This is a genomic window from Paenibacillus sp. FSL K6-1096, assembly GCF_037977055.1.
In the GTDB taxonomy this organism is placed as follows: Bacteria; Bacillota; Bacilli; order Paenibacillales; family Paenibacillaceae; genus Paenibacillus_AQ.
Genome location: NZ_CP150274.1, coordinates 4,972,459 through 4,985,186, shown reverse-complemented (window position 1 = coordinate 4,985,186; position 12,728 = coordinate 4,972,459). Strand labels below are relative to the sequence as shown.

Annotated in this window: 12 protein-coding genes; 10 read left to right on the top strand and 2 right to left on the bottom strand. The window is 59.2% G+C overall.

The annotated features are described in order from the left end of the window. Window positions 1-148: 148 nt before the first annotated feature. From MHI24_RS22005 to cysC, 9 genes are all read left to right on the top strand, one after another. Window positions 149-403 carry a FeoA family protein gene (locus tag MHI24_RS22005; protein WP_340021657.1) on the top strand — a complete coding sequence of 85 codons (255 nt, stop codon included), beginning with the start codon at window positions 149-151 and terminating at the stop codon, window positions 401-403. Continuing rightward, entirely contained in the window at window positions 400-1,131 is a 732-nt protein-coding gene (locus MHI24_RS22000) for a FeoB small GTPase domain-containing protein (protein ID WP_340021656.1), read from the top strand. Before MHI24_RS22005 ends, MHI24_RS22000 begins: the two co-directional genes overlap by 4 nt. Continuing rightward, complete coding sequence (locus tag MHI24_RS21995) at window positions 1,109-2,518, top strand: nucleoside recognition domain-containing protein (protein WP_340021655.1); 1,410 nt, start codon at window positions 1,109-1,111, stop codon at window positions 2,516-2,518. The genes MHI24_RS22000 and MHI24_RS21995 overlap by 23 nt, the downstream gene beginning before the upstream one ends. Window positions 2,519-3,406: 888 nt before the next feature. Beyond that, the gene (locus MHI24_RS21990) at window positions 3,407-4,252 is read left to right on the top strand and encodes an STM4015 family protein (protein WP_340021653.1); all 846 of its coding nucleotides are present in this window, start codon (window positions 3,407-3,409) and stop codon (window positions 4,250-4,252) included. Then, complete coding sequence (locus MHI24_RS21985; RefSeq protein WP_340021652.1) at window positions 4,252-5,478, top strand: STM4014 family protein; 1,227 nt, start codon at window positions 4,252-4,254, stop codon at window positions 5,476-5,478. The genes MHI24_RS21990 and MHI24_RS21985 overlap by 1 nt, the downstream gene beginning before the upstream one ends. Further along, complete coding sequence (locus tag MHI24_RS21980; protein ID WP_340021651.1) at window positions 5,475-6,260, top strand: STM4013/SEN3800 family hydrolase; 786 nt, start codon at window positions 5,475-5,477, stop codon at window positions 6,258-6,260. Before MHI24_RS21985 ends, MHI24_RS21980 begins: the two co-directional genes overlap by 4 nt. A 28-nt stretch (window positions 6,261-6,288) precedes the next feature. Next, on the top strand, window positions 6,289-7,674 hold the full coding sequence (locus MHI24_RS21975; protein ID WP_340021650.1) for an STM4012 family radical SAM protein: 1,386 nt from the start codon (window positions 6,289-6,291) through the stop codon (window positions 7,672-7,674). Further along, window positions 7,671-8,543 carry an STM4011 family radical SAM protein gene (locus MHI24_RS21970; protein WP_340021649.1) on the top strand — a complete coding sequence of 291 codons (873 nt, stop codon included), beginning with the start codon at window positions 7,671-7,673 and terminating at the stop codon, window positions 8,541-8,543. Before MHI24_RS21975 ends, MHI24_RS21970 begins: the two co-directional genes overlap by 4 nt. After that, window positions 8,540-9,097 (top strand): adenylyl-sulfate kinase, encoded by a 558-nt coding sequence (gene cysC / locus MHI24_RS21965; protein ID WP_340021648.1) that lies wholly within the window; start codon window positions 8,540-8,542, stop codon window positions 9,095-9,097. The genes MHI24_RS21970 and cysC overlap by 4 nt, the downstream gene beginning before the upstream one ends. Window positions 9,098-9,260: 163 nt before the next feature. Here the strand turns inward: cysC and MHI24_RS21960 are convergent, their stop codons facing one another. Continuing rightward, on the bottom strand, window positions 9,261-9,938 hold the full coding sequence (locus MHI24_RS21960) for a hypothetical protein (RefSeq protein ID WP_340021647.1): 678 nt from the start codon (window positions 9,936-9,938) through the stop codon (window positions 9,261-9,263). 109 nt (window positions 9,939-10,047) lie between these two features. Continuing rightward, window positions 10,048-11,493, bottom strand: a complete 1,446-nt coding sequence (locus MHI24_RS21955; protein ID WP_340021646.1) for a PLP-dependent aminotransferase family protein — start codon at window positions 11,491-11,493, stop codon at window positions 10,048-10,050. A 174-nt stretch (window positions 11,494-11,667) separates the two neighbouring features. Here MHI24_RS21955 and MHI24_RS21950 point away from each other — a divergent pair, with 174 nt between their 5' ends. Continuing rightward, window positions 11,668-12,618 (top strand): EamA family transporter, encoded by a 951-nt coding sequence (locus MHI24_RS21950; protein WP_340021645.1) that lies wholly within the window; start codon window positions 11,668-11,670, stop codon window positions 12,616-12,618. Window positions 12,619-12,728 lie beyond the last annotated feature (110 nt).

Genomic DNA, 12,728 nt, shown 5'->3' with positions numbered 1-12,728 from the left:
ATTTCCGTATACTAATATTGTGGTAAGCTGCAATAATCTGTGCCAGGCACAATATTGGGTACAAGTGCATATCTCATACTTAAGGATAATTATATAAGAACACTAGAGAATTAACGAAAAGCGAAAAGATATGAAAGCAGGTGATCTTATGGCTGGAGCCGTTATTCCCTTATCTGAAGCTGCGAATGGCAGCACTCTGCGCATCAGCGGCATCGAGGTTCAGGGCGTGCTGCGGAGAAGGCTGCTGGATCTCGGATTCGTCGCCGGGAACCGCGTAGAAGTGCTGAGGCGCAGTCCGCTTGGAGACCCTACCGCTTACCGGATCAGCAACACAACGATTGCCCTGCGCCGCGAAGAGAGTTCCCTCATCTATGGAGAGATCATTGGAGGTGGAGAAGGATGAGCCAGTATACTGTTGCCTTCGCAGGCAATCCCAATACCGGCAAAAGCACCCTGTTCAATCTGCTCACCGGACTGCGCCAGCATACCGGGAACTGGGCGGGCAAGACCGTGGTCACCGCCGAAGGCCGGTTCACCCATAAGGAGCACACCTATGTTGCGGTTGATCTTCCCGGCACATACTCTCTCTACTCCAACTCCGCCGATGAAGAGGCGGCAAGAGATTATATTATCTTCGAGCAGCCGGATGTCACGCTGGTGGTGCTGGATGCAACGTCGCTGGAGCGCAACCTCAATCTGGCCCTGCAGGTACTTGAGATTACCGGACGGGCCGTCGTCTGCATCAACCTGATCGATGAAGCCCGGCGGCTTGGCATCGACATTAATCTGACAAGAATCGCCAAGCGGCTTGGGGTTCCGGTCACGGCCATCTCTGCCCGTAACCGGACCGGCATCGAAGAGCTGCTCGATCAGATTGAGCGCGTCGCCACCGGCGCATTCCAGGCAGAGCCGCTGAAGATCACCTACAGCAAGGAGATTGAGCAGGGCATCGCCGAGCTGATCCCGATGGTGGAGCAGACGGTCGGCTCCAGCTATCCGGCGCGCTGGATCGCCCTGCGGCTGCTGGACGGCGACCACAGTCTGCTCAGTTCACTCAAATCCAGGATATCCCGCAAGGATATTCCCGTCAGCGGGGAGGTGGCCGGCCATGGAGTCACCGCATGCCATTAACGGTCATGACCGGATCGATTCCCTGTTCGCTGCCGCGAAGAAGCTGGCCGACCGGGGAGGGGTCCGCGACGAGATTGTCAGCGGAATCTACGGCGTCTCTGCCGGAATCTGCAGCGAGGCCGTCACCTACCAGGACAAGAAGAAGCTCAGCAGCACCTATAAGCTGGACAGTATCGTCACCTCCAAGCTGTGGGGGTTCCCGATTATGCTGGCCGGCCTCGGGCTGGTCTTCTGGATCACCATTGCCGGAGCGAACTATCCGTCAGGCTGGCTGGCTTCCCTCTTCAGCTGGATCGAAGGGTATCTGACCGCCGGGTTCACGGCGGTTCATGCACCAGACTGGCTGCACGGCGTCCTGGTCCTCGGCCTCTACCGGGGCACCTCATGGGTCATCAGCGTCATGCTGCCGCCCATGATGATCTTCTTCCCGGTGTTCGCGCTGCTGGAGAATTTCGGGTATCTGCCCCGGGTGGCTTTTAATATGGACCGCTTGTTCAAGAAGTCCGGCGGCCACGGCAAGCAGGCCCTCACGATGTCGATGGGCTTCGGCTGCAACGCCGCCGCCATTCTGTCCACCCGCATCATCGAATCGCCGCGCGAGCGGATGCTGGCTATTCTGACCAACAACTTCGTCCCCTGCAACGGGCGCTGGCCGACGCTGATTCTGCTCTCCTCCATGTTCATGGTCGGGGCGGCCACGACCGGGGCGCTGCGTACCTTCTCCACCGCGCTCGTCCTGATGGGCATCGTGCTGATCGGAATTGTCGTCACGCTGAGCGTATCTTGGGTCATGTCCAGAACTGCGCTGCGGGGAGTGCCGACACACTACACGCTGGAGCTTCCGCCCTACCGCCGCCCGCAGATCTGGAAGACCATTGTCCGCTCATCCAAGGAGAAGTCCCTGAATGTCCTGACCCGGGCCATTATTGTGGCCGCTCCCGCAGGCATTATCACCTGGGTGCTTGGCAACATCATGGTCGGCGGCGAAAGTGTGCTAAACCATATGGCTGCCTTCTTCGATCCGTTCGCCCAGCTGCTCGGCTTGGACGGCTTCATCATTATGGCCTTCATCCTCGGGCTGCCGGCCAATGAAATCGTGCTGCCCATCCTGCTTATGGGCTACATGTCCTCCGGCGCCATGGTCGATATCGAAGGCCTTGGCAGCATCAAGGACATCTTCCTGAGCCACGGCTGGACCTGGCTGACCGCGTTGAATATGATGCTGTTCTCGCTGCTTCACTATCCCTGCGGCACCACGCTGGTGAACATCTATAAGGAGACCAAAAGCATGAAATGGGCGGTGCTCTCCGCCGTCATTCCGCTGGCCATCGCCATATTTGTAACCTTCGCAGTGGCAACGCTGGCCCGGTTGTTCGGGTGGGTGTGAGCGGACGGGTGAGTTGCGGGCTGCGGTAGGGAGGAAGCTTACGTCAGTGAGCGGGCTGGCGGAGCGGGCTGAAGCTTACGTCAGTGAGCAGGCTGAAGCTTACGTCAAGTACCGACTTCTTCATGCAGAGCACTATTCCCCCGTCCGGGCAATATCCCCTTCGGAGCACTATACCCCGTCAGAGCACTATTCTCCCGTCCGGGCGGATAGTGCTCTTTTGCGCTCTTTTGCGCGCGGGGCGGGCCATCTCGGCGGGAGTGTAGGTGCGGGCCGTGACGCTTCCTTCACGGCAAGCCCTGGCACGCCCTCCGCCCGGTACATTGTGTTCGGTTTTTCGCATACATTCGGCCCACGCAGCTTCGACGCGCACATTGTATGTTGTTTTCCACATACATTTGCCCCGCTCACCCTTGCAGTTGCACATTGTATGTTGTTTTCCACATACATTCGGCCCGCACAACCCCGTGGTTGTACTTGTATGTTGTTTTCCACATACATTTGCCCCACGCACCCCCGCAGTTGCAAATTGTATGGTGTTTTTCACATACATTTGCCCCGCTCACTCCCGCAGTTGCACATTGTGTGTTGTTTTCCACATACGTTTGCCCCGCTCACTCCAGCAGTTGCACATTGTATGTTGTTTTCCACATACATTTGCCCTACTCACCCTCGCCCGGCGCATTGTGTTCGCTTTTCCACATATATTCGGCTCGCACACGATCGACGTACTGATTGTGATCGATTTTCCGATTACATTTGGCCTGCGCACCCCCGTGGTTACAGGAGTTAACGGGCAAATAGGGACACATGTTCCTCTGTTATTTGACTCTCCCTCACCCTACATGTTAGGGTGATTTGGAAGGTACTATTTTCCGGGAGGGATTGTTCATGACAGCAGTGAAGCTCAGTATTGATTACGATGCATTTGAGGAAGGCAAACGGATGGAGACGGAGATTGAACGCTTAAGCAGCAGCCCAGAAGCGGCTACCCTGACCAGCCTGACGATTGGTGATTGGGGACAGGCCTATGAGCAGAGCTCGGAGCTTGTCGTTGAGGCTCTGGTGAAGCATAAAGCGAGCTTCCCGGCGCTGCGCAAGCTGTTCATCGGAGACATGAGCTATGAGGAATGTGAAATCTCGTGGATCAACCAGACCGACCTCTCGCCGCTGCTGCCCGCTTATCCTGAGCTCCAATCCCTGACTGCACAAGGCGGTACCGATCTGCGTCTGAGCCAGCTGCAGCATGACAAGCTTGAAGAACTCATAATTATTACCGGCGGACTCAGCAAGGACGTTCTGGCGGACGTCGCCGCCTCACGCCTGCCGAATCTGCGCAAGCTGGAATTATACCTTGGTGTGGACAATTACGGCTTCGACGGCGGACTGGAGGATATTCTGCCGCTGATCGAGCCCGGAAAGTTCCCTAAGCTTACCTATCTCGGACTCAAAAACAGTGAAATCCAGGATGAGATTGCCCAGGCCTTGGCAGACGCCCCGATTCTGGACCAGCTCGATACGCTCGATATGTCGCTCGGGACGCTCAGCGATGAAGGCGCGGAGGCCATTCTGGCCAGTGAACGGGTTAAGGGCCTGAAGCATATCAACCTGAGCTATCATTATATGTCGGATGAAATGATGGACCGCCTGAAGAACAGCGGACTGCCGGTCGATGTCAGCGACCAGCAGCAAAGCGCTGACGATGATGACTGGCGGTATCCGTCCATCACCGAGTAATGCAGCGCGCAGCACCGCTGATTGTATTCTGCCAGCCCGGCGACCGGCGCTCGGCCGGCATCCAGCAGGCAATGGAGCGCCTGGGCCTGCCCCCGGTGCTCCTGATTCCCTACGCCGCGCTGCTGGAGAACCAGCCGCTCGCGGAGCTGCTGGCCCCCGCCTTGCAGGCCGGGGGCCAGGCGCCGCAGCTGCGCCTGGAATCCCCGGGCGGCAGCTTCGCGCTGGAGCGGGCGCTGATCGCACTCGGCGCGCCGGACTTCCCGGACGCCGATGACTCGCTGCACCCGTTCGGGCAGCAGCCGGACCTGCGTCCGCTCAGCTTCAAAGCGGCCGCAGCCCTGCAGGAGCTGCCCGGGGTGCTGCATCACCCGTCCCAGTGGTTCCGCGGCTACTGCCGCCTGCTGGCGCGGCTCCGGCGGGAGGCCGGGCAGCTCCTGCCCGCCGCCCGCTGGACCAATGATCCGGCGGAGATTGCCGCCATGACCGACAAGCGCCGCACCCAGCAGCTCCTCGCGGAGGCTGGTGTTCCGGTGCCCCGCCCGCTACGCAGCAGCAGCGGACAAGCCCCCGTGGACTACGCGTCCCTGCGCGAGCTGATGCATGAGCAGCGGATGCACCGCGTGTTCATCAAGCTGGCCAGCGGCTCCGCCGCCTCCGGGGTGATCGCTTATCAGCTCAACCCGGCGACCGGGGCGGAGCTGGCGGTGACCACCATCGGGGTAGAGAACTATATTACCCGGCCACCGGTGTATTATAATTCCGGCAAGCTACAGCGCTATACCGACTCCACCCGCCTGGCCGGAATCATCAACTGGCTGTACCGCCACGGCGCTTATGCCGAGCAGTGGATTCCTAAGCCAGGTAAGGACGGGCAGTCCTTCGACATCCGCCAGCTGGTGGTTGGCGGTAAAGCCTGCCATTCGATAGCCCGGGTCAGTACAACGCCGATCACGAATCTGCATCTGCGCAGCAGACGGATGACTCCGGCGGAGGCCGGGCTGACGGAGGAGCAGGAGGCAGAGGTGCGGCGGACAGCGGAGGCTTCGCTGGCCGCTTTTCCGCGCTGCTCTATCGCGGGGATTGATGTGCTGGTGGGCAGTGCGGGACGGACGTATACGGCGGATGTGAATCCTTTTGGCGACTTGTTATATGATGTTGAATACCAGGGCTGCAGCACCTACGAATGGGAAATGAAGCAGCTCTCCGGGAGGAATCCGGCCCCATGACCGATATGAATGCCATCGTTGGCACCCACGATATCCTAATGATCACACTCGATACCCTTCGCTATGATGCCGCTGTGCTGGAGGAGGCGAATTGCCCCAATCTGTGCGGCAGCGGCCCCTGGGAGAAGCGGCACACCCCCGGCAGCTTCACGTATGCGGCCCATCATGCCTTCTTCGGCGGCTTCCTGCCTACTCCGGCGGACACGAATAAGGCTGAGCATGTGCGGCTGTTCCATTCGCGGAATACCGGACTGAAGACCCATCCGCATACCTGGCTGTTCGATACACCCGATATGGTCTCGGGACTGGCGGCGGCGGGGTATCAGACGGTGTGTATCGGGGGCGTCATTTTTTTCACCAAAAAAGTGCCCCTCGCCCGCGTCCTCCCCGGCTACTTCCAGCACAGCTACTGGCGGATGACCTTCGGGGTGACGAACCCGCGCTCCACGGAGCATCAGGTGAACCACGCGCTGAAGCTGCTCGGCAACACGCCGCTGGACCAGCGGCTGTTTCTGTTCCTCAACGTCTCGGCGATCCATGGCCCGAACCATATGTTCCTGCCGGGAGCCCGCAAGGATTCGGTGGACAGCCAGCGCGCTGCACTGCGTTATGCCGACGGGGAGCTGGGGCGTTTGTTCGATGCGTTCCGCGAACGCGGCAACCCGGTCTTCTGCCTGGCCTTCTCCGACCATGGCACGGCGTACGGCGAAGACGGCTACCAGGGCCACCGGCTGGCTCATGAGACAGTCTGGAATGTGCCTTACCGCGAATTTTTCTTATAACTATCACCTGCAAAAGAAAGGAGAACGTATGACGTCCATCCGGCAACCGCATCACACGAACCAAGACGGACCGCCTCCCTTCTCTTCAGGGGAGCTTCAGCAGTGGACGGAGCAGATTACGGCCCATCCTTACCGCAATTATCTCTACTCTTATCCGCACAAAACCGCTTACCGTCCGCTGGGTCCGCCCATTTCGTTAGAAGAGCTGTGGCGGGATGAGCCGGCGGAGAGCTTGTTTCTGTATATGCATATTCCCTTCTGCGGCGCACGCTGCGGCTTCTGCAACCTGTTCACGCTGCCCGACAAAAGGGCCAATGTCCACGCCGAATACGTGGATGCACTGGAACGCCAGGCCCGGCAGTGGGCCGCCTTCACCGGACACAAGCCTTATGCGCGCTTCGCCATCGGCGGCGGAACGCCAAGCCTGCTCGCGCCTGAGCAGCTTAGACGGTTGTTCAGCATCGCTACGGACATTATGGGCGTGGACCTCAGCACGGTATCCATTTCCGTCGAGACCTCGCCTGAGACGTTGACCGAAGAAAAGCTGTCGATTCTGAAAGAGCATACGGTGGACCGGGTCAGCATGGGCATTCAGAGCTTCGTGGCCGCCGAGTCGGCAGCCATCTACCGGCCGCAGGACCCGGAGGTGGTGTACCGTGCACTGGAGCTGCTGGGCAAGTATGATTTTCCGATTCTGAATCTGGATCTGATCTACGGGCTCCCCGGGCAGACGGTGGACTCCTGGCTCTATTCGCTGAATCAGGCACTGCTGCATGACCCGGAGGAAATCTTCCTCTATCCGCTATACACCCGTGAGCATACGATTGTGAAGCCGGGCGATCTGGCGGACCAGCTCGATCTCCGTCATGAATGTTATGAAGCGGCACGCGCAGTGCTGACAGAGCATGGCTACCGCCAATACTCGATGCGCAGGTTCGCCAAAGAGATTGCGGGGACCGGCAAGGCGATCCTTAACTACAGCTGCCAGGAGGAAGGGATGGTCGGCCTCGGCTGCGGCGCGCGCTCCTACACGCGGAATGTGCATTATGCCTCCCGTTACGGCGTCAGCCGCAAGGCTACGGAGAGCATTATCGCGGACTATGTGACAGCAGAGCGTTATGATACCGCCGACTACGGCATCGTGCTGAGTCTGGCTGAGCAGAAACGGCGGTTCATCCTGAAAGCCATCCTGCACAGCGAAGGGCTGAGGATTTCAGACTATAACGAGCGGTTCGGGACTTCGCTGTGGGCGGATCATCCCGAGCTGGGCCTCTTAGTGCAGAGTGGCTTCGCCACGGATGATGAGGGCATCCTGCGGCTGACTCCGGATGGTCTCGGCTACTCCGACTCCATCGGCGACTGGTTCATCTCCGGCGAGATCCGGGAACAGATGAAGGAATTCGTCCTGCCATGAAGGCGGTCCTCTACTACCGCGGCTCCCTCTCTTCCTGCAATTATGACTGTCCTTACTGCCCCTTCGGCAAAACCAAAGACAGCGCCGCCACCCTCGCCAAGGACCGCGACCAGCTCGCTGCCTTCGTGGACTGGGTCACGGCGCAGGGGGAGGCCGGCCACCGGCTGTCTATCTTTTTTAATCCCTATGGCGAAGGGTTAATTCACCGCTGGTACCGGGAGGCGATGGTTACACTCTCCCATCTGGAGCATGTGGACAAGGTCGCCATCCAGACCAATCTGTCGGCCCGGCTGGACTTCACTAGCGAGCTGAACCCGGCCAAAGCCGCTTTCTGGGCGACCTATCACCCGGGCCAGGTCAGAGGCGAGCGGTTCCTGGCCCAGTGTACGGAGGTGTACCGGCGGGGGATACCTTTTAGCGTGGGCAGTGTGGGAATCCGCAGCGCTTTCCCGGCAATAGCTTCGCTGCGCGCCGCCTTGCCGGAGGAGGTCTACCTGTGGGTGAACGCCTTCAAGGACAGAACGGATTATTACACCGCTGAGGATATTACCTTCCTAAGCAGCATTGATCCGCACTTTCAGATTAATGCTGTAGACTATGACAGTCTCGGCGCGCGCTGTAATGCCGGAAGCAGCGTCTTCTACGTGCAGGGCCCCGGCTTGGTGAAACGCTGCTATAAAGACCGCGGGGTAATCGGCAACCTGTACCGCGACGGGCTGGAGGGCTTGGCCGCTGAGCGGAGCTGCCGCATGAAGGTCTGCGACTGCTACATCGGCTACATCCATATGCCGGAGCTGGGTCTGGAGCAGATCTACGGCTCCGGCCTGCTGGAGCGGATACCTTATGGCGCGGGGAGGATAGTACAATGACGGATCAGATACAGGCACATAGCCGGCAGGCCGGGCTAACGATATGGCTGACCGGCCTGTCCGGGGCGGGCAAGTCTACGCTTGCCGCCTTGCTTACGGACCGGCTCCGGGAACGGGGGCTGGCGGTGGAATGGCTGGACGGCGATGAGCTGCGGCGCACCCTGGGCCGGGGACTCGGCTTCAGCCGTGAGGACCGGTTCGAGAACATCCGCCGGGCGGTCTACCTCGCCGCGATGTTGAACCGGCACGGCGTAATCACCATTGTCTCGGTGATCAGCCCTTATGCCGCGATGCGCAGCTATGCCCGGCAGGAGCTGCCGGGCTTCGTGGAGGTCTTTGTCGACTGCCCGCTCCCCGTCTGCGAGGCGCGGGATGTCAAAGGGCTGTACGCCAAGGCCCGCTCCGGGGAGATTCCGGCGTTCACCGGGATCTCCGATCCCTATGAGGCTCCGAGTGACCCGGAGCTGACACTGCACACGGCGGAACGGACGCCGGAGGAATGCGTAGAAGAGCTGATAAGCTGGCTGACGGAGTACCGGCGATATCCGTTGTGACAGAATAGGAGCATACGGAATAAAGGAGGGGCGCTAGTGCCCCTCCTTTGTGCGTTTGACATGCATCCGCTGAATTCAAGTGCACTAGTGCACCTCATTTGCCCTTCCTCTGCTAACCCGGCCTGCGTCCGCTGAATTCAGGAGTTACTTCAGATGCTCCAGATTATTTGCGCAAGTTCGATTGGCGGCGCAGGAGAATCAGTGCGGCGGCTCCAAGGATTATGATTCCCGCACCAGCACCGGCGTATAGCAGCCAAGGTGCAGATGTGGTTTCAGGCATGGTTGTTGGATTCTGATCAGAGACCGCCCCGTGATCATCAGCAGTCCCGGGCGGCTCCGTAGGCGAGCCTACGGACATTCCCGCCCCCAGCTCATTCAGGTCCTCCTGCGCATTAGAGTACAGGGCCGTCCGGCTGCACAGGCTGACTGTTAACTTAGCCTTCCCCTCTGCCTCTTTTGTCCCATCTGCCCCCTCTGCTCCTCCTCTGGCATAGACCAGATAACGTTCTCCCTTGGTGAACTCAAAGCCGCAGCTCTCTGATCCCTGCGCTGTACTCACCGTCACCCGCTCCCCCACTTGACCCTTCCAGTGCGCCCCCGTCTGAAAGGTGACATACACCGGGTCACCACTGGATTGCATAAGTTTGGACGACTTCTCCATTGAAATTACTGTACCTTGAAACACCGCTGTACTCTTCTCCATTGCCTCAAGCGGCGATGGAGGTACCACACAGGAGCAAGCATAGGTTACCTGCGGGCGTACCGTCAGTAGAGTCATAAACAATACCAGCACACTGAGCATCAAGAGCAGCCCGCTTCGGAGATTTTTTCTCTCAAACATTGCATTCCCCTCCTTAAATCCCAGACGGAATTTTACAGAGAAAGGTTGCTCTTCCAGTTCACCAATCTAAGCTACTTCGCCTCTTTACCGCGCAGCGTCCGTCAACAAATTACCCGCCGATTCTTCCCCGCTGCCCCTCCGCCTCAATCTCCCGCGCAATCGCAGTCAGCCGCTGCATCCCCTCGCGCAGCAGCGCCTCACTCGCGAAGGAATAGCTGAGACGCAGCCAGGACTTCATCGTACCCAGAGGATCACAGAGTTCACCGGGGACGAAGGAGAGGGACTGCTCCATGCAGCGGGCGAACAGCGTATCTACCGGGATGCTGTCCGGCAGCTTCACCCACAGGTTAAGCCCGCCCTGCGGCGCTGCCCACTCCCAACCGGTGGCGGCAAGCGTCTCCTCCATCAGCTCTTTGTGTACCTGGAGGGCAATCCGCAGCTTGCCCAGATGCTGCTGCAGGCGTGGTGAGGTGTAGTAGTGCAGAAAGATCTTCTGATTCAGCAGCGGCGTCCCGTTGTCGGCCAGCGATTTGGCGGCGATCAGCCGGTCCATGAACGGATAACGGCAAGCCACCGCACAGATCCGCAGCCCGGGAGCGACATATTTGCTGAAGCTGCTGATATAGATGACCCACCCCTCCGTATCATAGCTGAAGATCGGCGGTGGCGGCTCCGCCCCGAAGTACATGTCCCGGAACGGATCATCCTCGACCAGCAGGCAGCGGTAACGCTCGGCCAGCTCGACCAGCAGCTTGCGCTGCTCCGCAGGCACGGTAACCCCTGTCGGATTATGGTGTGTCGGGTTCAAATAGAACATCCGCGGCTTAGCCTTGCGCATCAGCTCCTCCACCGCCGCCAGATCATACCCCTGCGGGGTGATCTCTACCGGCACCAGCCGCGCCCCGGCCCGGCGAAAAATATCCAGCGCCACACTATACGTAGGCCGCTCCACCAGCACTGCATCCATCGGTCCCAGCATGATCCCGGCTATGAGGTTAATGGCCTGCTGCGCGCCTGAAGTAATCAGTAGCTCATCCGCCGATAACTGAAGCTGATACATATCGCGGAAATGGCCGCTCAGCGTGCTGCGCAGCTCCTCATCCCCCTGAACAGAGGAATACGTGCCCATGACCTTCGGATAGAGGTCGAATACTTTTTTGACATAATCGGACAGAAACAGGTTCGGCAGCAGCCCCGGATCAATCAAGGCCTGGGAGAACTGGTACGTGACCGGCATCCGCTGAATATCGGACATCGGGCTTGAGACGTTATAGCCTGGCACCGGCACTTCCCCGTCCACCGTCTGCTCCAGCCTGCTGCCGGGCGCAACATAATAACCGGATTTGTCCCTGACATACAGCTTGCCGTTCTCCGCCAGCGCCCGGTAAGCCTTGAATACCGTCAGCCTGTGAACCCCCAGCTCCTCCGCCAGTCCCCGGACCGACGGCAGCTTGTCGTGCGCCTTCCATTCACCGCGTGCCATCCGGTTCAGCATGAACTCACAGATCTGGCGGAACAAGGGATTGCTTGGCCCGCTTCCGACTATTTTCCCCATTATCATAACCCGCCTCTCCAGCTTCGCTGAGTCAATCTACTATGCAACTATTGTACCGCACTCCGCCCGCTAACTGTTCTATGTTCTGCAATCTGTTCTGTGACTATGCGGATATGATTAACAGAATACTTGCAGGGCAACCGCCACTCAACCACCGCAAAGGGGAATTGAACCATGATTATGCTCGCTTATTCACTTGTCTGTCTGATCTTCGGCACCACCTTCCTGGCCATCAAAATCGGCGTTGACGCCGGAGCGCCGCCGTTCTTCTCTGCGGGAATGCGTTTTTTCCTGGCCGGGGCCAGCCTGTTCCTGTTCATGGTTCTGCGGGGTAAAGCCCGCTTCTCTCTGCTGCTGCGCAAGGAAATGCTGTTCACCGGGGCAGCGCTGACCTTCGGCACCTTCGCCGCGCTCTACTGGGCCGAGCAATATGTATCCTCCGGGCTTGCCGCCGTCCTGTCCGCTACCGGTCCGATGATGATTCTGCTGATGCAGACGGCTTTTCTCCGGCAAAAGGCTCCGGCCTACTCGCTCATCGGCTGTATCATCGGCTTCACCGGCGTACTGCTGCTCGTGCTGCCCAACCTTGCCGCTGACGTCACTCCGCTTTGGCTGATCGGCTGTATTGTCGTGCTGATCGGAGAGCTATGCTATGCGGCAGGGGCGATCTATTCCAAAAAAGTAACCACCGCCTTCACCGGGGTCTCCCCCATAGCGCTGAACGCGGCCCAGATGATGTACGGCGGTGTGCTGCTGTTCCTTCTGTCACTTTTCACGGAGCCGCTGCACCCCGCTTACCTGCTGTCCTTCAAGGCCGCCGGTTCCCTGCTCTATCTGACCGTCATCGGGTCTATGGTGGGACACACTCTGTTCTACTGGCTTGTCGCCAAAACCAACCCGGTCTTCCCGTCCACCTGGCTGTATATCTCTCCGCCGATTGCCGTCGGGGTGGGCTTAGTCTTCTATAATGAAGCCGTAACCTGGGTAACGCTGCTAGGCGTCTTCACCATCATTGCCGGAACCATCCTTGTGAATGCGGGTGCACTGAAGCAGCTGATTGTCAAATCTCGGCCGGGGACTTCTGTGCTGCAAAAAGGAAGCATAGAGCCTCTCCCGCAAGAGTAGCTCTTCTGCGCTCCGAACTCCAACAGCCCGGACCCTTGCCAAAGGGCGCCGGGCTGTTTCGCTGTTCTGTCTGGGCCTCCCGGTTCACGGCTGCGCCCCAGAGCTGAAAT

Excerpts from the sequence above, each read along its gene's own strand:
- MHI24_RS22005 (WP_340021657.1), top strand. The coding sequence starts at position 149 with ATGGCTGGAGCCGTTATTCCCTTATCTGAAGCTGCGAATGGCAGCACT.
- MHI24_RS22000 (WP_340021656.1), top strand. The coding sequence starts at position 400 with ATGAGCCAGTATACTGTTGCCTTCGCAGGCAATCCCAATACCGGCAAA.
- MHI24_RS21995 (WP_340021655.1), top strand. The coding sequence starts at position 1,109 with ATGGAGTCACCGCATGCCATTAACGGTCATGACCGGATCGATTCCCTG.
- MHI24_RS21990 (WP_340021653.1), top strand. The coding sequence starts at position 3,407 with ATGACAGCAGTGAAGCTCAGTATTGATTACGATGCATTTGAGGAAGGC.
- MHI24_RS21985 (WP_340021652.1), top strand. The coding sequence starts at position 4,252 with ATGCAGCGCGCAGCACCGCTGATTGTATTCTGCCAGCCCGGCGACCGG.
- MHI24_RS21980 (WP_340021651.1), top strand. The coding sequence starts at position 5,475 with ATGACCGATATGAATGCCATCGTTGGCACCCACGATATCCTAATGATC.
- MHI24_RS21975 (WP_340021650.1), top strand. The coding sequence starts at position 6,289 with ATGACGTCCATCCGGCAACCGCATCACACGAACCAAGACGGACCGCCT.
- MHI24_RS21970 (WP_340021649.1), top strand. The coding sequence starts at position 7,671 with ATGAAGGCGGTCCTCTACTACCGCGGCTCCCTCTCTTCCTGCAATTAT.
- cysC (WP_340021648.1), top strand. The coding sequence starts at position 8,540 with ATGACGGATCAGATACAGGCACATAGCCGGCAGGCCGGGCTAACGATA.
- MHI24_RS21960 (WP_340021647.1), bottom strand. The coding sequence starts at position 9,938 with ATGTTTGAGAGAAAAAATCTCCGAAGCGGGCTGCTCTTGATGCTCAGT.
- MHI24_RS21955 (WP_340021646.1), bottom strand. The coding sequence starts at position 11,493 with ATGGGGAAAATAGTCGGAAGCGGGCCAAGCAATCCCTTGTTCCGCCAG.
- MHI24_RS21950 (WP_340021645.1), top strand. The coding sequence starts at position 11,668 with ATGATTATGCTCGCTTATTCACTTGTCTGTCTGATCTTCGGCACCACC.